Annotated in this window: 21 protein-coding genes; 15 read left to right on the forward strand and 6 right to left on the reverse strand. The window is 59.8% G+C overall.

The window, feature by feature from the left end:
- The first annotated feature begins 9 nt into the window (after positions 1-9).
- Complete coding sequence (locus IIC71_06905) at positions 10-1,161, forward strand: IS30 family transposase (protein MCH7668915.1); 1,152 nt, start codon at positions 10-12, stop codon at positions 1,159-1,161.
- A 31-nt stretch (positions 1,162-1,192) separates the two neighbouring features.
- Here IIC71_06905 and IIC71_06910 read toward each other — a convergent pair whose 3' ends face one another.
- Complete coding sequence (locus IIC71_06910; protein ID MCH7668916.1) at positions 1,193-1,594, reverse strand: hypothetical protein; 402 nt, start codon at positions 1,592-1,594, stop codon at positions 1,193-1,195.
- 58 nt (positions 1,595-1,652) lie between these two features.
- On the opposite strand from IIC71_06910, the gene IIC71_06915 reads away from it, so the two are divergent.
- The 3 genes from IIC71_06915 to dapE are packed head-to-tail and all read left to right on the forward strand — an operon-like array spanning position 1,653 to position 4,665.
- Complete coding sequence (locus IIC71_06915; GenBank protein ID MCH7668917.1) at positions 1,653-2,807, forward strand: aminotransferase class I/II-fold pyridoxal phosphate-dependent enzyme; 1,155 nt, start codon at positions 1,653-1,655, stop codon at positions 2,805-2,807.
- The gene (locus tag IIC71_06920; GenBank protein MCH7668918.1) at positions 2,804-3,610 is read left to right on the forward strand and encodes a 2,3,4,5-tetrahydropyridine-2,6-dicarboxylate N-succinyltransferase; all 807 of its coding nucleotides are present in this window, start codon (positions 2,804-2,806) and stop codon (positions 3,608-3,610) included. The genes IIC71_06915 and IIC71_06920 overlap by 4 nt, the downstream gene beginning before the upstream one ends.
- A complete protein-coding gene (gene dapE, locus IIC71_06925) occupies positions 3,607-4,665 on the forward strand; it encodes a succinyl-diaminopimelate desuccinylase (protein ID MCH7668919.1) in 1,059 nt (352 codons plus the stop codon). The genes IIC71_06920 and dapE overlap by 4 nt, the downstream gene beginning before the upstream one ends.
- Here dapE and IIC71_06930 read toward each other — a convergent pair.
- Complete coding sequence (locus tag IIC71_06930; protein MCH7668920.1) at positions 4,623-5,258, reverse strand: hypothetical protein; 636 nt, start codon at positions 5,256-5,258, stop codon at positions 4,623-4,625. The genes dapE and IIC71_06930 overlap by 43 nt on opposite strands.
- 232 nt (positions 5,259-5,490) lie before the next feature.
- On the opposite strand from IIC71_06930, the gene IIC71_06935 reads away from it, so the two are divergent.
- Genes IIC71_06935 through IIC71_06955 form a run of 5 tightly spaced genes read left to right on the forward strand, consistent with a single transcriptional unit; the run spans position 5,491 to position 9,786 of the window.
- Positions 5,491-5,883, forward strand: coding sequence for a PaaI family thioesterase (locus IIC71_06935; protein MCH7668921.1), 393 nt, complete (start codon positions 5,491-5,493; stop codon positions 5,881-5,883).
- A gap of 54 nt (positions 5,884-5,937) precedes the next feature.
- Entirely contained in the window at positions 5,938-6,228 is a 291-nt protein-coding gene (gene gatC, locus IIC71_06940; GenBank protein MCH7668922.1) for an Asp-tRNA(Asn)/Glu-tRNA(Gln) amidotransferase subunit GatC, read from the forward strand.
- Positions 6,225-7,703 (forward strand): Asp-tRNA(Asn)/Glu-tRNA(Gln) amidotransferase subunit GatA, encoded by a 1,479-nt coding sequence (gene gatA, locus IIC71_06945; GenBank protein MCH7668923.1) that lies wholly within the window; start codon positions 6,225-6,227, stop codon positions 7,701-7,703. The genes gatC and gatA overlap by 4 nt, the downstream gene beginning before the upstream one ends.
- Complete coding sequence (gene gatB, locus IIC71_06950) at positions 7,685-9,151, forward strand: Asp-tRNA(Asn)/Glu-tRNA(Gln) amidotransferase subunit GatB (protein MCH7668924.1); 1,467 nt, start codon at positions 7,685-7,687, stop codon at positions 9,149-9,151. Before gatA ends, gatB begins: the two co-directional genes overlap by 19 nt.
- Positions 9,152-9,183: 32 nt before the next feature.
- Positions 9,184-9,786 carry an HAD family phosphatase gene (locus tag IIC71_06955; protein ID MCH7668925.1) on the forward strand — a complete coding sequence of 201 codons (603 nt, stop codon included), beginning with the start codon at positions 9,184-9,186 and terminating at the stop codon, positions 9,784-9,786.
- A 76-nt stretch (positions 9,787-9,862) separates the two neighbouring features.
- Here IIC71_06955 and ppc read toward each other — a convergent pair whose 3' ends face one another.
- Complete coding sequence (gene ppc, locus IIC71_06960; protein ID MCH7668926.1) at positions 9,863-12,634, reverse strand: phosphoenolpyruvate carboxylase; 2,772 nt, start codon at positions 12,632-12,634, stop codon at positions 9,863-9,865.
- A gap of 28 nt (positions 12,635-12,662) precedes the next feature.
- On the reverse strand, positions 12,663-13,055 hold the full coding sequence (locus IIC71_06965; GenBank protein MCH7668927.1) for a DUF983 domain-containing protein: 393 nt from the start codon (positions 13,053-13,055) through the stop codon (positions 12,663-12,665).
- 58 nt (positions 13,056-13,113) lie between these two features.
- Between IIC71_06965 and IIC71_06970 the strand changes: the two genes are divergently transcribed.
- Genes IIC71_06970 through IIC71_06985 form a run of 4 tightly spaced genes read left to right on the forward strand, consistent with a single transcriptional unit; the run spans position 13,114 to position 15,869 of the window.
- Positions 13,114-13,437: a hypothetical protein gene (locus tag IIC71_06970; protein ID MCH7668928.1), complete on the forward strand. Its 324-nt coding sequence runs from the start codon at positions 13,114-13,116 to the stop codon at positions 13,435-13,437.
- 2 nt (positions 13,438-13,439) lie between these two features.
- The gene (locus IIC71_06975; GenBank protein ID MCH7668929.1) at positions 13,440-14,141 is read left to right on the forward strand and encodes an ABC transporter permease; all 702 of its coding nucleotides are present in this window, start codon (positions 13,440-13,442) and stop codon (positions 14,139-14,141) included.
- Positions 14,134-15,084: an ATP-binding cassette domain-containing protein gene (locus IIC71_06980; GenBank protein MCH7668930.1), complete on the forward strand. Its 951-nt coding sequence runs from the start codon at positions 14,134-14,136 to the stop codon at positions 15,082-15,084. Before IIC71_06975 ends, IIC71_06980 begins: the two co-directional genes overlap by 8 nt.
- On the forward strand, positions 15,081-15,869 hold the full coding sequence (locus tag IIC71_06985; protein MCH7668931.1) for a substrate-binding domain-containing protein: 789 nt from the start codon (positions 15,081-15,083) through the stop codon (positions 15,867-15,869). The genes IIC71_06980 and IIC71_06985 overlap by 4 nt, the downstream gene beginning before the upstream one ends.
- On the opposite strand, the gene IIC71_06990 is transcribed toward IIC71_06985, so the two are convergent.
- Positions 15,859-16,308 (reverse strand): universal stress protein, encoded by a 450-nt coding sequence (locus IIC71_06990; protein ID MCH7668932.1) that lies wholly within the window; start codon positions 16,306-16,308, stop codon positions 15,859-15,861. The two genes, IIC71_06985 and IIC71_06990, sit on opposite strands and share 11 nt — an antisense overlap.
- Before the next feature lie 152 nt (positions 16,309-16,460).
- On the opposite strand from IIC71_06990, the gene IIC71_06995 reads away from it, so the two are divergent.
- Positions 16,461-18,038 carry a phosphoglycerate dehydrogenase gene (locus IIC71_06995; protein MCH7668933.1) on the forward strand — a complete coding sequence of 526 codons (1,578 nt, stop codon included), beginning with the start codon at positions 16,461-16,463 and terminating at the stop codon, positions 18,036-18,038.
- 24 nt (positions 18,039-18,062) lie between these two features.
- On the opposite strand, the gene IIC71_07000 is transcribed toward IIC71_06995, so the two are convergent.
- A complete protein-coding gene (locus tag IIC71_07000) occupies positions 18,063-18,518 on the reverse strand; it encodes a phosphatidylglycerophosphatase A (GenBank protein MCH7668934.1) in 456 nt (151 codons plus the stop codon).
- 77 nt (positions 18,519-18,595) lie between these two features.
- Between IIC71_07000 and IIC71_07005 the strand changes: the two genes are divergently transcribed.
- The gene (locus IIC71_07005; protein ID MCH7668935.1) at positions 18,596-20,521 is read left to right on the forward strand and encodes a S9 family peptidase; all 1,926 of its coding nucleotides are present in this window, start codon (positions 18,596-18,598) and stop codon (positions 20,519-20,521) included.
- The last annotated feature ends 2 nt before the right edge of the window (positions 20,522-20,523 follow it).

Here is a 20,523-nt window from a genome sequence, read left to right on the forward strand (position 1 = left end):
AGTGTGTTTATGTCTCGACCGAGGTTGGGGTGGGTAGTGACGCGGGTTGCGTTGTTTGAGTTAGCTAGGGGGGCGTCGATTGTTGACGCGGCGCGGGTTGCGGGGGTGTCTCCGCGTAGTGTTAACCGTTTTGTTCACGATTATGGTCGGATGATTATGCGTGAAACAAAACTTCGTGTCAGTGCTTTGTCTGAGGGTGAGCGTGAGGAGATTCGTTGCGGTATTGAACGCGGTGAGTCTGCACCTGTGATTGCCCAAACATTGGGGAGGCACCGTTCAACAATATGGCGTGAAATTGAGGCGAATGGTGGGCGTGACAATTATCACGCTTACCGGGCTCATAACCGCGCCCATGTCAACGCGGGACGGTCCCGGGTCACATGGGTAGAGACCCGCCCGTGGCTGTGGGATGTGGTGGTTGGGTTACTCAGACACGATAAGTGGTCACCGCAGCAGATCTCTCACCGGCTTGTCAAGGATCACCCTGATGATTCATCATGGTGGGTGTCGCACGAAACGATTTATCAAGCTATCTATGTGCAAGCCAGGGGCGGGTTACGTAAAGAACTATTGACTTGTCTGCGTTCTGGGCGGGTGAGGCGGAAAGCGCACTCACGTGAGGTGGTGTCGAGGGACAGGTTCGCGGGCATGGTGATGATTGCGGATCGGCCACCTGAGGTTGAAGACCGCGCAGTGCCGGGGCATTGGGAGGGTGACCTCATTGTTGGCAAAGACAACAAATCAGTGGTCGCAACGTTGGTGGAGCGCACTACCCGGGTGGGGATGCTGATCAAACTTGATTCCAAACACGCAGCACATGTTGCTCAACGTCTCAGCGAGCATGTTGTGAAACTGCCGGGTGAGTTAATGAAAACTTTGACGTGGGATCAAGGCACTGAGCTTGCTGACCACGCCACGTTCACGATCAAGACTGGGGTTCCCGTGTTCTTTTGTGATCCCCGGTCACCGTGGCAGCGTGGCAGCAACGAGAACTTCAACGGTCTCGTGAGACAGTTCCTCCCTAAAGGCACCGACCTGTCAGTGCCGACCCAAGACGACCTTGACAGCTATGCCCGGTTACTCAACAACCGGCCACGTAAAACGCTTAACTGGGACACACCAGCTGAGCGATACAACCAACTCGTCGCGCCCACAGCTTGAAACCACCTGCACGATTGGACGCCAGAACGGTCTATTGGACCGTGAAGGTCCATGCGAACTCGCCGGTGTCGGCGGTTCCGACGATGCGGTCGTATCTGACCGAGATCGAGTGGATACCGACGGGCCATGAGATTGCGCCGTCGTCATCTGTCGGGCGCCAGATCGTGATACTCGTAGCTTCGGTGAACTCGAGCTGTGATGCCGGGATCTCTACCCCGTCGACGATCAGGGTGATTTCGTAGCCATTCTTCATGTCGACGCTGATGTGTACTTGGCGTTGCATTGTGTCGCCATGATTCGGGCTGAAATCCTCGATGGCGTCCGGCACCACCGCAGGGCGGCCGGTCGGGGCAAGCGCCACCATTGCAATCACGACGCCCATCAGCGCAAAGCCGAGCAAGGTCAGCGTGATCCGAAACCGTGTAGGACTCATACTCTCAGTCTACGGCTCGTGACACCGATGCTCATTCGGGTCGACTACCGTTTGGGCCATGCGAATCAACCCTGTCCTTGCAGACTTGGGCGAGTACAAGATCGCGGTCGTAAAAGAGATCGCTCGGGAAATGGAACTCGCTGGCAAGAGAGTCATCGATTTTTCGATCGGCGACCCTCGCGAACCGACGCCGTCGTTCATCACGGACGCCCTGCACGATGCAATCCCAGAGGTGAGTCAGTATCCGGCGGCGGCCGGGCTGCCAGAGTTTCGTGAGGCGGTTGCTCGCTACGTCGCAGGCAGGTTTGATGTCGAGATCGACCCCGCCACCCAGGTCGTGCCGACTTCGGGGTCGAAAGAGGCGGTCTTCACAACGCCGTTTGCGTTTTGTGACGCATCTGCAGGTGACATCGTGGTGTACGGCTCTCCGGCGTATCCAATCTACGAGCGCGGCGCCAAGTTTGCCGGTGCCCAGACACATGCGGTCGAGCTTTCGGGTGATTTCGTTCTCCGCCACGACGACATCCCAGGCGCTGTGTGGGACAAGGCCCGCCTGGTCTGGACATGCACGCCGCACAACCCAAGCGGGGCAGTGACATCGGCCGAAGACCTGTTGGCGCTTCTCGAGCGATGCCGCGAAAACGACGCGCTGTTGCTTTCGGACGAGTGTTACGTGGACGTGTATGAGGAAGAACACTTCCCATCGGGCCCGACGTCGGTGCTCGAAGTCGCAGGTCCAGGGTGCAGCGGTGCGCTTGTGTATCTCTCGCTGTCGAAACGATCGGGGATGACCGGGTACCGCTCCGGTGCGATCGTCGGAGACGCCGAGGCGATTGCGGTACTGAAGAATCTTCGTTCAACGACGGGAACCGCCGCGCCAGAGCACATCCAGCGTATGGCCATTGCCGCATGGGGCGACGATGCACACCCCAAGGAACGTCGCGACGTATTCGCAGCGAAACGTGCGATTCTCCGCAAGGGGTTCGAGCCTCTTGGGTACGAAGTTGTCGCGTCCCAGGCCGGTCTATATCTGTGGATCAAAGTTGGAGATGACGTTGCCATGATGGACAAGTTGGTCAATGCGGGTGTCGTTGTTTCGGCAGGTCGCTTCTTTGGTCCCGGGGGAGAGGGATACATTCGGTTGGCGTTGGTGCCGACGCTTGAAGAATGCCACGAGGCTGTGGAGGTGGTCCGAGAATGCCTGACGTCATGAGCGACCAAGAAGCGGTGGAAGCCGCATACGCCGATCACGAACTCCTGGACGACGCCACGTCCGCCATCGAACGAACTATTGGGATGCTTGATCGGGGGGAGATCCGGGTCGCGGAGAAGGTCGATGACGACTGGGTTGTCAACCAGTGGGTGAAGCAGGCAATTTCGTTGTACTTCCGCATCGCCAAATTGGAGACCTGGAAGGTCGGGATGCTTGAGTTTCGCGACAAGATCCCACCCAAAACGGGTCTTGCGGATTTCGGCGTTCGTGTGGTCCCGCCGGGTGTCATCCGCTACGGCGCGTTCTGCGAACCCGGAGTTGTTGTGATGCCCGGCTACGTGAACATCGGCGCCTACGTGGGGTCTGGCACGATGGTCGACACCTGGGCGACCGTCGGCTCATGCGCCCAGATCGGACAAAACGTCCACCTCTCTGGTGGTGTTGGTATAGGCGGTGTGCTCGAGCCTCCCGGCGCATCTCCAGTGATTATCGAGGACGGTGCCTTCATCGGCAGCCGTTCCATTGTCGTTGAGGGCGTGCGGATTGGTGCCGGCACCGTTCTCGGTGCGAACACCACGATCACGATGTCGACCCCGATCATCGACGTCACTGGCCCAGAACCCGTGGAATCGCGCGGATTCGTCCCTCCAAACTCGGTCGTCGTTCCCGGCACCCGCCCGAAGAAGTTTCCGGCGGGCACATTCAACCTCCAGTGCGCATTGATCATCGGGAAACGGTCGGAGTCGACCGACCGTAAGACCTCGCTCAATGACGCGCTGCGCGTGTTTGGTGTTTCGGTGTGAGCCTTCTCGACACGCTGACCTGGCTGGTCAACATCCCATCGGTCACGGGCAACGAGGAAAGGATCTGCACCGAAATCATCGACCGGTTGCGAGCCACATATTCGGAGGACGAAATACTCCGAATAGGCAACGCCGTCACCATTGGTCGGCGATCTGGTCGGCCGCTCATCGTGCTGTACAGCCACATCGACACGGTGCCCGTCCAGGGCAACTCCACGGCCCGTCTCGATGGAGGTCGGCTGTTCGGGCTTGGCACGTCGGACATGAAGTCGGGTGTCGCGGTTCAGATCGAACTCCTTGAAAACGCACAGGTGCTCGCAGGCCAGTACGACGTTGTCGGCGTGTTCTATGACAAGGAGGAAGGCCCGTCTGTCGAGAACGGACTCGGTGCGGTTCTTGATTCGGTGGCTTGGCTGGCGGATGCTGTGCTTTCGATCGTCTTGGAGCCGACCGACCTGCGAATCGAGCTTGGTTGTAACGGCGTGCTCAACGCGGATGTGATATTTAGGGGTGTCGCCGCGCATTCCGCACGACCATGGCGTGGCGAAAACGCCATTACGAAGGCCGGCGAGTGGTTGGCGAAGCTCCACACAACGGAGCCCGAACCGGTCGAGATCTCGGGTCTGACTTACAGCGAAGTGTTTTCGGTCACCAAGATCAGCGGCGGTATTGCGAACAACGTCATTCCGTCAGAAGTGGTGATCAACCTAAACCACCGGTTCCCTCCGATCTACTCAATCGATCAAGCGATCGAACGGCTGCGGGCAGTGGCGGCAGACGCTGACGAGGTGATCATCCGCGACAGCGCAAGCGCCGGACTGATTCCTGACGGCAACCCACACCTCGATCGTCTCGCCGCGATTTCCGGCGGCCAGCTGTCCGCCAAACAGGGTTGGACCGACGTCGCCCGTCTCACCGGCCGAGGCATCGACGCTGTGAACTTCGGACCGGGTGAGGTGGCGCAGTGTCACCAGGCAACCGAGTCCGTTGAGGTCGCGGCGTTATCGACCGGTTATTCCGTGATGGTTGATTTCTTGACCGGCGCGGTCGAGTAGTCGGTCCTTTCGAAAGACAGCAGCCGCAGGAAGATCTGCACAAGAGGGCCGATGCCGACCAGGAACACGACCGTACCGATACCCGCCTGACCACCGAGCAGCACACCGACCGACAGAGCGGTCGCTTCGACGATGGTTCTGGCCATGCGAATCGAAAGCCCCTTGCTGGCAAGGCCTGTCATGATCCCATCCCTGGGGCCCGGTCCGAGACCCGCCCCGATGTAGAACCCGGAGCCGATGGCGACGGTCACGACCCCGCCGACCATGAGCCCCACGCGACCCGGTAGAGCTTCCACGTTCGGGACGGCGTTCAGAAACATATCGACGACGACGCCGACCCACATGGCGTTGGCGACCGTGCCGAGGCCCAGCCGCTGCTTCAGTGGAATCCACGCAATCAGGACTGCCAGGCCCGTGAGAATGACAACCGTCCCGAATGACAGGCCGGTGCGGTCCGACACTCCTTGATGAAACGCACCCCACGGTGGCAGACCCAGTTCCGCTCTCACCATCATTCCCACACCGACGCCGAACAGCGTAAGACCGAGGAAGAGACGCCCGAGCCGCTTCGGTAGGTCGCCGTGTCGCGGCATCGGCAAAAGGAATGTCGACGTGTCAATAGCCATGACAGCGAGCTTAACCGACCCCAACATGCCCTAAGGCGCCATTGAACCTTACGGTATCGACCCGCTGGCTGATCACGGGTCTCGTTGAGGTTAGCTACCGTCTGACTGTAAACGAGGGAGAACTTCTGTGGTTGATTTCACGATCCGTAATGAGGATTACGTCACGAGGGTGCGTGATAGTTTCGGGCGTCAAGGGTTCATGGCTTCGCTCAATGCAACGTTGAGCGCGGTGGACCCGGGACGAGTCGAGATCCAAGTTCCGTTCGAGACGGTGCTCTCCCAGCAGCATGGGTACTTTCACGGCGGCGTCATCGGGGCTGTTGCCGACAACGCCGGTGGTTACTCTACGTTCACGCTGCTCGCAGCATCGGACTCGATCCTGACGGTCGAGTACAAGCTGAACATCGTTGCTCCAGCAGACGGTGACACGCTGATAGCCCGGGGGCAGGTGCTACGTCCCGGTCGGACCCTCACGGTCAGCGAAGCGAAAGTCTTTGTGGTGCGCGATGGAGTCGAACGCCTCTGTGCCGTGATGCTTGGCACGTTTATGACTCTGCCCAATACATCCGACGAGCCGGCGCAGCCGCGTTGATCGGGTGCCTACAGATGTGGTTCGACTCGAAGCGGACCAGCTAGCATTTCGCCCATGCCAGTTGAAATAGATATTGCAAAGGTCGCTCATCTTGCCCGAATCGACCTGTCAGATGCAGAATTGGCGCAGTATGGCGAGCAGCTAGGTGTCATTCTTGAACACGCCAAACGTGTCCAGGCTTTGCCGACCGAGGGTGTGGAGCCGACGTCTCACCCGCTGCCCGCAACGAACGCCTTCCGGCCAGATGTGGTCATCCCCTCTCTCACAAATGAAGAAGCCTTGGCCATGGCACCCGAAGCCGAAGATGGCTACTTCCGGGTTCCCCGAATTATGGGTGAACCGTGACGGATCTTGCAGATCTTTCGATAACCGAGGCGGGGCGTCAGCTTCGCTCCGGTGACATCAGCGCGGTTGACCTTTGGGAAGCGACTGTGACCCGGCTCGCGTATACGGAGCCCCACCTCCACGCGTTCCTTCAGGTTGATCGGATCAGCGCCCGTGCCGGCGCGCACGCGGCTGACGCCGCGTTCAAAGCCGGGGAAGATGCAGGACCCCTCCAGGGTATCCCCATCGCGCTTAAAGACAACATGTGCACCAAGGGTCTCGCGACAACCGCCTCATCGAAGATGCTTGAGGGGTGGGTGCCACCGTACGACGGAACCGCAGTCGCGAAGTTGCGTAGCTGCGGCACCGTATTCGTCGGGAAAACCAACCTCGACGAGTTCGCCATGGGCTCCTCGACCGAAAACTCGGCGTTTGGGACCACACGAAATCCGTGGAACACCGACCGTGTACCCGGGGGGTCATCGGGCGGGTCGGCTGCAAGCGTCGCGGCCGGCGCCGCGTTCGGTGCGTTTGGTTCAGACACCGGAGGTTCAATCCGTCAACCTGCCGCGTTCTGCGGTGTCATCGGGATGAAACCCACCTATGGCCTCGTGTCCCGTTACGGGTTGATAGCGTTCGCCTCGTCACTGGACCAGATTGGGCCGTTTGCGCGGTCGGTCGAGGATGCGACGTTGCTCCTTGGTGCGGTGGCGGGCCAAGACATTCGTGACGCAACTTCATACAGAGGCGAGTATCCCAAACTCGACGACGGCCTGAACCTTGGGGTCAAGGGGTTGCGAATCGGCATCGTCAAGGAACTGATGGTCGATGAAATCGACGTCGAGATTCGCGACGCCACCCTGGCAATGGCGGACAAGCTTTCCGACGCTGGCGCCGAAGTTGTCGAAGTTGGACTCCCGTCGAGCGAGTATGCGTTGTCGGCCTACTACATCATTGCGCCAGCTGAGTGTTCTGCAAACCTTGCCCGTTTTGACGGCGTGCGGTACGGGAATCGCGTCGATGGCGCCACGACCGAAGAGATGATGGGCAAGACACGAGCTGCCGGGTTCGGTCCCGAGGTCATCCGACGCATCTTGCTCGGCACTTACGCACTTTCTGCCGGGTATTACGACGCGTTTTACGGCCAGGCACAACGTGTCCGGACCTTGGTCAGACGAGATTTTGCCAAGGCGTATGAGCAGACGGACGTTTTGATCTCGCCGACCACACCATCGACGGCGTTTGCGGTAGGCGCAAAGTCCGACGATCCAATGGCGATGTACTACTCCGATGTCTGCACGATTCCGTCGAACCTTGCGGGCGACCCGTCGATCTCGATTCCGATCAGCCTCGACAGCCAAGGTCTGCCGGTCGGGTTCCAGGTGATGGCTCCGGCACTCGCCGAGTCGATGCTGTTTCGGGTGGCTGCCGAGGTCGAGAGACTCGCCGAATTCTCTGATCGCCCGGCGCTCGCAGTATCAAAGGAGGCCGTGTAGTGGTCGCCTGGGAAGCCGTTATCGGCATTGAGACTCACGTCGAGTTGCAGACAAAGTCAAAGATGTTCTGCGGGTGCGCTGTCTCGTTCGGCGATGCGCCGAACACGAATACTTGTCCGGTGTGTCTGGCCTTGCCGGGCGCGATTCCTGTGCCCAACAAGGAGGCGATCGAGGGCATCGTCAAGATCGGGACCGCGCTCGATTCCACGATCAACAAGGATTCACTGTTCTACCGCAAGAACTACTTTTACCCTGACCTGCCGAAGAACTATCAGATCAGCCAGTACACGTTTCCGGTGTGCGAGTTCGGCAAACTCGAGATTCAGGTGGATGGAGAGCCGTTCACCGTCGGTATCACGCGGGTCCACATGGAGGAGGACACCGGGAAGAGCCGCCACGTTGGTGAGGGCGGCCGCATCCACGAGGCCAGCCATTCGTTGCTTGACTTCAACCGATCCGGCGTCCCGCTCGTCGAGATTGTGACCGAGCCCGACATTCGTACCGCCGAACAGGCCAGGGCGTACGGTGCTGAGATTCAGAGAATCGTTCGCACCCTCGGTGTCTCAGACGCACGCCTTGAGGAGGGTTCGATGCGGTTTGATGCCAACGTCTCGGTGCGGCGCGGACCAGACGCCGAGCTCGGCACAAGAACAGAGACGAAGAACGTGAACTCTCTGCGGTCGCTCCAGCGGGCGATCGAGTTCGAGATTGATCGGCAGATCAAGGTTCTCGAGGACGGCGGGTCGATCATTCAAGAGACACGTCATTGGAACGAGGACAAGGGCGTCACGATCAGTATGCGCATCAAGGAGGAGTCCGAGGACTATCGGTACTTCCAAGAGCCCGACATGCTGCCGCTCGAGATCGACGAACAGTGGCAGGCAAGGGTGAAGGCCGGCCAGCCAGAACTTCCCGCCGAGACACGTATGCGCCTTGTTGAGCTCGGCACCGATCTGCATACCGCAGAGTTGCTTGCCGACGACCCAAGTCTCAGGACTCTCTTTGATCGTGCGGTAAATGAGGGTGCTGATGGCAAGCAAACGGGGATTTGGTTAACCCAGGAAGTGGTTGCGTACCTTCGCCGTGAGGAGAAGTCGTTGGGCGGGACCTCTCTGTCGAGCGCCCACTTGGTGGAGCTGGCAGCCATGGTGTCCGCTGGCGACCTCTCGTCGACGGCCGCAAAAGAAGTACTCATCGGGGTGCTTTCCGGTGAGGGGACACCTCGAGCGATCGCCGAGGCAAGGGATCTCATCCAGATTTCGGACACGGGCTTCCTCGAAACCGAACTCGACAGCGTGATCGCCGACAACGCAGATGCGTTTGCGAAGCTGTTGCACGGTGACTCGAAGATGATCGGCTTCTTTGTCGGCCAAATCATGAGACGCACCGGTGGCAAGGCCGACCCCCGCATGGTATCCGAGATGGTCAGGAACCGGGCCAACGGATAGTGCTTACCGGCGTCATCTTCGACTGTGACGGGGTGCTCGTCGACTCAGAGCCGTTGGCCGAGGAGGCCTGGGCACATGTGTTGAGTACGCATGGCGCAACTATGACGACCGACGACGTGAGAGCCGTTGCCGGCACAAGTTCGACCGATACTTACGACTATTTTGCTCGTTCCACCAACCTTCCGCCATATTCCGAAGTAGCGTCAGCGGTGGACGCGTATCTCCTTCCGGCGCTGGCGGACCGCCTCGAGCCTTTTGCTGATGCGGTTGCGACCGTGCGAGCACTCGCTGCCGAAGGTGTCCCTCTGGCAGTCGCATCGTCGTCGAACCGTCGCGAGCTCGACATGAAGTTGGCAAAATTCGATCTTGCCAGACACTTCGATTACGTGATCGCGGGTGACGAGGTTGCATTCGGGAAACCCGCCCCTGACCTGTATGTGGGCGCGGCCTCCGGCCTCGGCGTTGACCCGCGTTCATGCCTCGCGGTCGAGGATTCGGTCCACGGCGCAAAGGCCGCCCACGCTGCGGGGATGCGGGTCGTGCTCATCGATCGCGTCGGCATCATTCCCGCCGACTGGTCGACGGTTTCGTCCATCGATCCCGAATTCATAAAAACCTGGTTGGGCCTTGCGTAAGTGCCGGCTTCGATGTTCGGCACACCTTGGAATCAGGCACAACATTTCGTATCACGAGGGGCCAGAACATGTTTGGCTAGCCGGTGTTGCGGAGGCCTGCAGCTAGGCCGTTTACTGTCAGCAGCAGGGCGCGCCTCAGGTCGGGGTCTACGACGTCAGATTTGCGAACACGCTGGAGCAGCGACACCTGTAGGTAGCTGATGGGGTCGAGGTAGCGATCTCGCACCGCAAGCGTGTGACGTAGCGTCGGGTATCGGTCAATCAGAGCATCCCCGCCGGTGATGAGGAGAATCTGCTCGAGTGTCTGGTTGAACTCGTGCTCTATCACATCGAACAGACCCGCCGACTCGGGTTTTGCGAGCGCGTCGACGTAGCGGGCTGCAATCGTAAGGTCGGTCTTGGCCACCGTCATCTCGACGTTTGAGATGAACGCCTGGAAGAAGGACCACTCTCGATACATTTCGTCGATAAGGTCGCCGTGGCCTGCCTCGCGAGCCGCGCTCAGGCCCGCTCCGACCCCAAACCAACCGGGAATGATTTGACGTGACTGCGTCCAGCCGAACACCCACGGGATCGCCCTCAGTCCGCCAAGGCCGACGTTGTCCGTGCCGCCGCCGGGGCGCTTCGATGGGCGCGACCCAATGTTCATCGAAGCGAGTTCGTTCACGGGTGTCGATGTCAAAAAGTAATCAACCAGACGGGGGTCGTCGATCAGCGACCGGTACGCTTCGTATGCGGGATCGCTAATCGCGGACATGGCGGTGTCCCAGCGCTCGAGAACGTCCGGCTCTCGTCGAGAACTTTGATGGAACACCGTTGCTTCTAGTGTTGCCGCAAGCGCAAGTTCCATGTTGTCAGCGGCGAGCCTGGGAAGGCCATATTTGTCGGCGATGACCTCACCCTGCTCGGTGATCTTGATGCGGCCGTGGATGGTGCCCCACGGCTGCGCCATGATCGCCTCACCTGTGGGGCCACCCCCGCGGCCAACAGTTCCACCGCGACCGTGGAATAGCACGAGCTCGATTCCGTACTTGATCGCGACATCGCGAAGGGAACGTGAGCACCGGTACAGCTCCCACTGGGACGTTGTTATGCCACCGTGTTTGTTCGAGTCTGAATAGCCGAGCATGACCTCCTGGCGATCTCCGCGCAGGCGAACCAATTCACGGTACGGCGCCGCAGAAAGCAGCTTGTCCATGATGAGGTGGGCGTTGCGTACCTCATCGATCGTTTCGAACAGTGGGACGAATCCGATGGATGCGACACCCGCTGTGAGGTCAACGAGTCCTGCATCGCGGGCCAGCACCGCAGCAGCGAGCACGTCGTCCGCCCCGCGCGTTTCCGAGATGATGTACGACTCGATCACGTCAGGTCCGAAACGTTTTAGTGCGCGCCGTACGGTGTGAAAGATCTCCAAAGTCCTCGCAAGGTCATCCGGTAGTTCTGAGGCAAGCGTGCTCAATGGTCTTCCGCCTGCGAGTTCATGGGTGAGGAGGGCGACCCTATTGTCGAGGTCCATATCGGTGTATCCGGGCTGGCCGACGCGGTCGAGTAGGTGGCTGATCAGTGCAGTGTGGCGGTCGGCATGCTCGCGAATGTCCATGGTGGCGAGTCGGAATCCGAAGGCGGCTGTCCGTCGCATGAGGCGGGCGACGAGTCCTCCAGCTATCAGTTCGCCGTTGTTTTCCATCAGGCTGTCGTGCATCAGCTCGAGGTCAGAGAGAAATGCTCCGGCCTCTAGGTAGTCGACACCGGGCTCGTGTGTGCCGTCGGTTGCGATTCGATGTCGGGTATTGAGCAGTCGCTGATAGATAAACGCACACTTCTGGCGGTATGGCTCTCCGGCGGACAGCGCTTGATACTTGCGCGCGGTCTCGGGGAGCGCAACTGAGTCAGTAACCAACGATTCCGTAAGGCTGCTGCTGACCTCCGTGTGGAAGTCGGAGGAACTCAACGCGGCGGAGAGTTCTTCGACGGCTTTGGTGAGGCCACGCAGCGCTCGATCGTGCTGAAGAACAAGGATCTCGAACGTCACCGAAGGTGTCACGTTGGGGTTGCCGTCGCGATCCCCGCCAACCCAAGTGCCGAACGACACGGGTGCGAGCGTAGGCGGGTAGTCGAGGTCGAGGCGCGTCATCTGGTGTGCGAACTCGTCGAATAGGTCGCCCGCAACCTGGCTGAAAATCTGGTCGAAGTAGTAGATCGCTGAACGGGCCTCGTCGACCGGTGTCGGCCGCTCATCGCGGAGTTCATTGGTTTGCCAAATGAGGTCGATGTGCTCGGCGATTCGTCGGACTAGCCGTGCCTTGTCCGTTGCGGAGAGCCGGGCGTCAGAGCGTTTGTTGAGAAGGACCGCGATGGCTGTTGTCTTGGAGAGAATTGACCGCCTCGCAGCTTCTGTGGGATGGGCGGTGAACACCGGCCGGAGATCGAGACTCTCTACGGCAGCTTGAAGGTTGTCGTTCCCAACATGATCTGAATCTAATATCGCATCGACTACTCGCTCGAGTTGACCGCTACCTGCAGAGCCCCGCTGGGTGTCTTCGTCGAGGCGGTGTGTTTGCTCGGCAACGTTGGCGAGGTAGAAAAATACAGTGAACGCACGGACGAGCGACATTGTTGTGTCGATATCAAGATCGGCGAGGAGGTCGGTGAGATCCTTTGTTGCGGACAGGTCCGCCGGCTGGTCTCCGGCTCCGCGGATCAGCTTGGTGTACTTGCGAACTTCCTCGACGAGCGCCAGCAGTTGCGGGCCTTCTTGGCGCACCAGCGTCTCACCTAGGAGGTCTCCGAGCAGTCTGATGTCAAGGCGAAGTGACGCGTCCCGGCTCTCGCTTGTGTCTTCCATGAGCTAGGAGCGTAGCCTGCGTCAACGCTCAGGAATCCTCGTTGTTCTTCAGATAGAAGTGCCGTTCTGCCGCAACCCAGAGAGTGCGTGAGAAGGGCCAGAAGAGTAGAGGAACTGCAAGGTTCGTGGCCAGCATTATCGCTGTGAGTTTCCCGACAGGGATGTCTGGCCAAGTGATGACAAGGGATGTGAGCAATACCACCAGGAATACGGCTTCGGTCACGCCGAAGTTAATCATCATCGCGCCCAGGAAGTAGCCGTTCTCGCGTTCGAAGTGGAGACCGCAATTCGGGCAGTCTTCGTGTTGCTCGAACCAGCGGGGGAACAGTCTGCCACCTCCGCACCGCGAGCACTTCTTACGAATCCCGCGAGTGATTTTACGGGTAAGGGATGGGGGATCGGTGAACGATGTCGTAGCCATCGAGTGCACGATAGCTTCTATCCAATGCGTCCCACGATTGTTCGGTTACGATGTGGAAATGCAAACCTTATGGTTCCATCTCGAAGATCTGCCCCCAGAAGTAGTTGAGAATTTGTCAGACGACATCGTTCAGCGGTTCAAGAGCGGCGTGATTCACAAAATCCCCAAGGACGCGTTCGATCTCCTGCCTGATCGCGCGCAGAACCTTGTGCCGGCGGGTCTCGTTGAGACGAACCCGAAGTTCGCCCTGGTCCTTGCAGCCATAGGTGTTCTTGGTGTCATTGGGCTCGTCTATTCGATCGTGAAATCGACGATCAAGATCGCGGTTCTCTCGGGGGTTGTCGCTTTCGGAGCTTGGTACTTTTTCTTCCAGAGCCAGTAAACATGGGTTTTCTCGGTGACGTTCTCCGGGAGACCCTCGACTTCTTCCGAGGATCGGGGGCGGATCTCACCTCGGTTGTGATAAGAACCGTATGGATCGCCATATCGGCAACGCTCGGTGCCGTTGTGTTGGGTGTGCCGCTCGGTGTGATTCTCGGGAGGACCCGGTTTGTCGGCCGGACGCTTGTGATGACCCTCGTTAACACGGCCATGGCCCTTCCGCCGGTGTTGGTTGGGCTGGTTCTGTTGCTGCTGATTTGGCCCGCCGGTCCCCTCGGTGGTCTGAACATTTTGTTCACGCCCGCCGCAATGGTGATCGCCCAGGTAGTACTGGCCACACCGATCGTGATTGGGCTCACTGCTGCCGCAGTAGGTTCGCTTCCGGCTCCTGCCGTCGAGTTCGTGAGTTCGCTGCAGCTGAACGCAGTGACACGATTCAGGGTGTATGTAACGGAGGCCTGGCCGCAGATCTTGGCGGCAGTCGCAACTGGGTTTGGCCGCGTGATCGCCGAGGTTGGCGCTGTGCTGCTTGTTGGCGGAAACATCGTTGGCGAGACGCGTGTTTTGACCACGGCGATTGTTCAAGAGACACGTCAGGCGAGGTTCGGTGCTGCTCTCGCGCTCGGCGGGGTGCTCCTTGTGGTTGCATTGTTTACGAACGGTGTACTGACGTGGTTGCAGGTAAAGGGAGAGCGCGATGGCTAGATGCGGAGCGGTCGCTGTACCGAATATCTCGATTCCGCCATTCGGACGACTGGTTCTTTTCGGCGCCAACGGCGCTGGAAAGACCACGCTCCTCCGACACCTGTTCGACACGCGGAGCGATGTTGCATATCTACCGCAGCACACGTGGATGCTGCGCGGTCCTGCGATCCGCACGCTGGCCGTCGGTTTATCCGAAACGAAGACGTCACGTGCGAAACATTGGGCCGCGTTACTCGGTGTCGCGGACGTTCTTGACGTACGGGGGCGAAGTCTGTCCGGTGGCGAGCAGAAGCGCGTCAACCTAGCTCGGGTGCTTGCTTCGGAGGCCAAACTGCTGCTACTTGACGAACCTCTTGCCCCGATTGACCAGCGAGATCGAGGGTTAGTAATCCGCGCCATTGCGGAAGCCTCAGAGGAACGGTCGGCGGTGATCGTGGCCCATGACCGCGACGTTGTCGCGATGTTGGCGACTGAGGTTGCGATCTTGGTTGATGGCGAGATTTTGCAGCAGGGTCCGGTCGCCGACGTTATGCATTCACCTGTTTCTGAAGACGTTGCGCAAATCATCGGGGTGGAAAATGTGCTCGTAGGAGCTGTAACCGAGGTGCGCGCCGACATGTGCACCGTTGCGTGCGGTCCCGTGTCGATCAACGCTCGCCTTGCCGAAGGCCTCGACGTCGGCGACAAGGTTGCTGTCCTATTCGGCGCTGAGGCTGTGCTCGTTTCGCGCGGAGACACAACAACATCGGCCCAAAACAACTGGCGGGGCTCCGTCTCTTCAAGTGTCCGTCTCGGCTCTCTAATACGGCTCATCGTCGATGTTGGTGTGCCGATCGTCGCTGTCATCACACCGGCGGCTCGGGATGCTCTCGGTATTGAAGTCTCTGCCGAGGTGTTCGTGAGCGTGAAGGCGACAGCGGTCCGGGCGGTGGAGAGAGCGTGAGGAAGGTAGCGATGCTAGCCGTGCTGGTGGTTGCGACTGGAGCGTGTGGAAGTTCGGTCTCACCATCCGCGCCGGTTGTTGCTGCCGGCACCACTGTGGTGGACAACGGTGTTGTCAAGTACTTGGTCGAAGCTTCTCCGGGGCTAGGCGCCGCTCGCGTTGTGGCTGCAACATCGGCGGAGGCGCTAGAACTGTTACAGCAGGGCGCTGCCGACCTGGCGATCGTGCACGCTCCGGATCGGCTGGCGGCGTTTACGCAGCGCCACGAAGACGCCTCCACCGGCACTCTGTTTGGGACGAGGTTCGTGCTTGTCGGTCCGCCCGAAACCGCAAGTGCCTATGACGGACTCACCGCACCCGAAGCATTTGCCGCGATCGCTCGCGACGGCGCGCCGTTCGTTACTCGTGCCGACGGGTCGGGGACGTATGAGTCTGAGATCGGTGTGTGGGCAGCATCGGGTATCGATCCAGCCGGCGCTCCTTGGCTCATCACCACAGGTCAGGGCATGGGTTTCACTCTGCAGGTCGCCCTCGTGCGCAAAGCCTTCGTATGGGTCGAAGAGGGGACGTTGGCGGCATCATCGCTTGCCGAGACTCTGCGTATCGTCCAGATCGCCGACGCTGACAGGTACGACAATGTGTACACCGCCGTGTGGCTTGTCGACACGTCCGACCGACTCGCCGATTTTGTTGGATGGGTGGGGTCGAACGCAGGTACCGCCGCCATCAGCGCAATGAACAGCTCCCTATTTGGGCGCGGTGTCGTCGTGCCGCCTACGGAATGAGCAATACCGCGCTCGGGGCCTTGTGCGAGACTCGGTTAGCCACCGAGCCGATCATGATCCTCTCCAGCAATCCGGCTCCTTGGCGTCCGAGGACGATAAGGTCGACGTCGTTGGCAAGCGCGTAGTTGGTCAGCACCGCCGCGGGATCGCCGATCTCTTCCACAAGCTGATATTCGATATCGCTGAGATTGACGGTCTCCTCGGCAGCGTCGAGGACCTCACGCTGTGCGGACTCGAGCATCCGCGCCAACGCTGCTGCGGTTGGCGGAGCGCCAACAATCCCCCACCAGCCTTCAGGTGGTCTCACGACTGTGATGATTGTCAACCTGGCTCCGTTTGTCCGCGCCATGTCGGCGGCGGTCTCGGCTGCGCGGGTCGCTTGTTCGGACCCGTCGATGCCAACAAGGACGTGTCTCGGTGGCCAATAGGTGGTTGTCATGGCATCTCCGATTGTCGGCTACAACCCAAGCGTACGGACTTATTGCTGCAAATCAAGGGGCGATCAGAAATCGCGGACGTGCCAGGGTCGCTCGATTTTTAGGCTCGGTCGACTAGTGCAATGATGGCGCCTTGCGAGACCAGGATGGAAGCGTGAAGCCAAAAGTCGTTGTCGCCGAAGAGATCGCCGCCGCGGGCATAGCGGCACTCTCCGAGCATTGCGAAGTCGACCTTGCGGTGGGTGTCGATCGCGAAGAGCTGAAACGTCGCCTTGTCGACGCGCGCGGACTTCTTGTCCGGTCGGCTACGACCGTGGATGCCGAGTTGATCGCTGCCGCACCGAATCTCGACGTGATCGGTCGTGCGGGGATCGGCGTGGATAACATCGATCTCGACGCAGCGACCGCAGCGGGTGTGCTCGTCGTCAACGCTCCCAACGCCAATGTCATCAGCGCTGCCGAACACACGATGGCGCTCATCCTCGCTCAGGCACGCCGCATCCCCGAGGCGGACGCATCACTCCGCAAAGGGGAATGGAATCGCTCGAAACTCGGGGGTGTCGAACTGCACGGAAAAACCCTCGGCATATTGGGTCTCGGCAAGATCGGATCGCTGGTCGCAGAACGTGCCAGAGCGTTTGGCATGTCGTTGGTTGCGTACGATCCGTTTGTGTCTGAGGAGCGGGCTAGCCGCATGGGCGTCAGCCTCGTCTCCAAGGACGAGGTGCTCGCAGCGGCTGATTTCCTTACGATTCACCTCCCCCGTAACCGCGAGACAGAAGGATTGCTCAACGCTGCGGCCTTTCGTCAGATGAAGTCAACAGCAGTCGTAGTGAACGTTGCCCGCGGGGGCATTGTTGTAGAGAGCGACCTCGCCGACGCCGTCGCCAATGGTGTGATTGCGGGTGCGGCGATCGATGTGTACGACGTCGAACCGACTACTTCGTCCCCAGTTTTTGAACAACGGGCGATCGTTGTGACGCCGCACCTTGGCGCTTCAACGGTCGAGGCTCAGGACAAAGCCGGGATTGCCGTGGCGGAATCGGTCGCTGCAACGTTGCGCGGGGAACTGGTGTTGACCGGTGTGAACCTCGATCTCGGCCCGAATGTACCGAGCGAGCTCATCGCCTTTCTCCCCCTTGCCGCCCAGTTGGGCCGCGTGTTTGTAGCGCTTGCACGGGGTGTCCCGCAGGACTTCACAGTCATAGCTGAGGGGGCAATCAGCGAGTTTTCCGTCAAGCCGCTCGTGCTGGCAGTGTTGAAAGGCGCACTCTCAACCGTATCTGAACGCCCGGTCTCCTACGTCAATGCGCTATCAATCGCGGCGCAACGTGGTGTTGTGGTGCGTGAAATGGCGCGCGCTTCGACCGATGCGTATCAATCGAGCATTCGGATCACGGGAACGTTGGATGGCCGCGACCGCGTTGTTGCGGGTTCGATCAGCACGCACAAGGGTCCTGTTCTTACCGAGATCGACGGCTATTACATCGAGGTCCCATTGGGTGGCAACATGCTGATGCTTCGCAACGATGACACTCCAGGCGTGATCGGACGTGTCGGCGGTTATCTGGGCAAGCAGGGGATCAACATTGCCGACATGGTCGTCGGTCGCACGCCCGTGGGCGCCGCGATGATGGGCTTGTGTCTCGATCAGCCCGTCTCAGAGGAGCAGCTGGCAGATATTCTGAGCCTTGCGGGTGTGCTCTCGGTCCGCTACTTCGAACTTGGATAGGCTTCTTTGGCGAAGGTCGGTCCGTCAAAATACAAGAGTGAGTGCCCACCCGGCTGCGAGACCATAGAGGCCCGCAAGCAAGTCGTCCATTGTGATGCCCACTGCCCCTGGCAGGGATTCGGCCTGTCGTATTCCAGGTAACACCTTGTAGATGTCGGCAAGCCTGGCGACAACAAGCGCGCCGAACCACGGGACTCCACCGACCGACAGACCGACGAGGGCGATCAACGTTCCCGCAACCTCATCGATAACAACCCACCCCGGGTCAGCGTGGTCGTCTGCGAACGGGCGCGGCGACCACAGCGAAAGCCCGATCGCAATCACGACAAGTGTGATCTGAACTCCGACACCCGATGACCACGTCACCCATGCCAGTGCCGCGGCGAGCATTGCCCCAAATGTGCCGGCGCCGTTGTCGGATCCCCAAAGCCTTTGCGGGATAAGCCCAACGCCGAAACCTGACGCGATGAATCGATGCATGCGCGGAGGCTACAGGAAGCGGCCGTGTGGCGCCGTACTCGTTATCCTGGTGCCGATCCTCGAAGGGACCCTTCGCAATGAAACCCGAACAGCTCGGCGACTTCAGAGTGCCTTCGGATCCGCAGATGCACCCCGATGGCGACCGCGTCGCTTTCGTCGTTTCGCAGATGGATCTTCAAGACGACGAGCACCGACGGCAGATCTGGGTCTGGCACGATTCTCATTCTTCTCCTTTTACATCAGGCCTTTCGGACACCTCTCCGCGTTGGTCCCCAAATGGTGACCGACTTGCGTTCATGCGGAAAGCGCAGGGGAAAGAAACCGTCGGTCAGATCGCGGTGATGCCGGCCAGCGGGGGCGAGGCGGCCGTTGTTTCGGAGTTTGAACTCGGTGTTCGTGAACTGGTGTGGCTGCCCGACGGATCAGGGCTGATCGTTATCGCGGCCGAGTGGATCGACGAGCTGAAGGACGTCGATAAGGACGAGCGACCTCGACTCGCAAAACACATTTCCGCAGCGCTGTATCGAGGTGACAATCTCGGATTCACCTACGACAGGCGCACCCATGTGTGGCGTGTGTCACTCGACGGTTCTGACCCGGTGTGTCTCACCACTGGCGAATTCAACGAGTGGGGAATTGCGGTGTCCCCCGATGGGAAAACGGTGGCATTCCAATCTCAACGTCACAACCCGGACGGGGTTCTTCCAGGCGCCCAGGTGTTCACGGTCCCCACAGCGCTCGGAGCAACAGTCGAGGTCAGCGAGATCGGAACTTGGTCATCGCTGACCTATGCGCCTGACGGTGCACTGCACGTCGTCGGAATTGACGACGAATGGGCGCACCCTACGATCTATCCGCTTCAGAAAGTGACGGCTAGAGGACTCGAACAACTCACGTCCCTGGACTACAACTTCGAGTCGTCGCCCCCTTCGCAGCCTACCGGGCCGGTCTTTCTTGAGGATGGTCGCATCTTTAGCACGCTGGAATACGAAGGTCGGGTGCACGTCGTGTCTTTGCGAGGCGACTCGTGGGAGACCCTCGTTGGTGGAAATCGATGGGTGTCAGGCTTCTCATCACTCACCGACGGATCCGCCCTGGTATTCGTCGCCGCCGAGCCCACCGACCCCGGCGAGCTTTACTGGTATGAAGACGGATCCGAGACCCGACTAACGGACCTCAATGGCGAATTCAGGAACGCTGCTCATCTCGTTGAGCCGCACGAGTTCGCAATAGAACATGACGGAGTCTCGATCGCCGGGTGGGTGTACCTACCCGGCGACGGCAATGACCGTGTCCCGCTTCTCCTCAACATCCACGGTGGGCCGGCGACACAGTACGGGTATAACTTCTTCGACGAGTTCCAGGTGTATGTCGGGGCTGGCTACGGCGTCGTTGCCATTAATCCCCGCGGTTCCAGTGGGCACGGTCGGGTACACATGCGCGCCGCTGTCGGGCGCTGGCACGAGGAGACACCCCCAGATTTGTTCGACATCCTTGCAGCCGTCGACACGGCCGCTGCCGCCTTTCCCCGTCTTGACGTAGACCGCATGGGAGTGATGGGTGGTTCTTACGGCGGATGGGCCGTTGGATTCGTTCTCGCTCGCGATAATAGATTCAAGTCCGCAATATCAGAACGTGGGCTTTACAACTTCATCTCGTTCATAGGCACCTCTGATATCGGGCCATGGTTCACGAAGATGATGACCGGGCTCACGCTACCTGACGATTTTCGAAAACTATGGCGTGCAAGCCCGCTTTCAGTCGCGCACCGAATCGTGACACCGACGTTGGTTCTACACTCGGAAGCAGATTTCCGCTGTCCGATCGAACAGGGCGAACAGTTTTTCACGGCGCTCAAATCAACAGGCTGCGAGGCAGAACTGGTGAGGTTTCCGTCGCCCGAGAGTCACGAGCTCTCGAGGGGCGGGTCGCCAAAACATCGGCTCGAGCGGTTCGAAACGATCCTCGGGTGGCACGGACCGCGTCTGCATACACAGGAGTAACC

This window comes from Acidobacteriota bacterium (genome assembly GCA_022562055.1).
GTDB lineage: Bacteria > Actinomycetota > Acidimicrobiia > Spongiisociales > UBA5794 > BMS3BBIN02.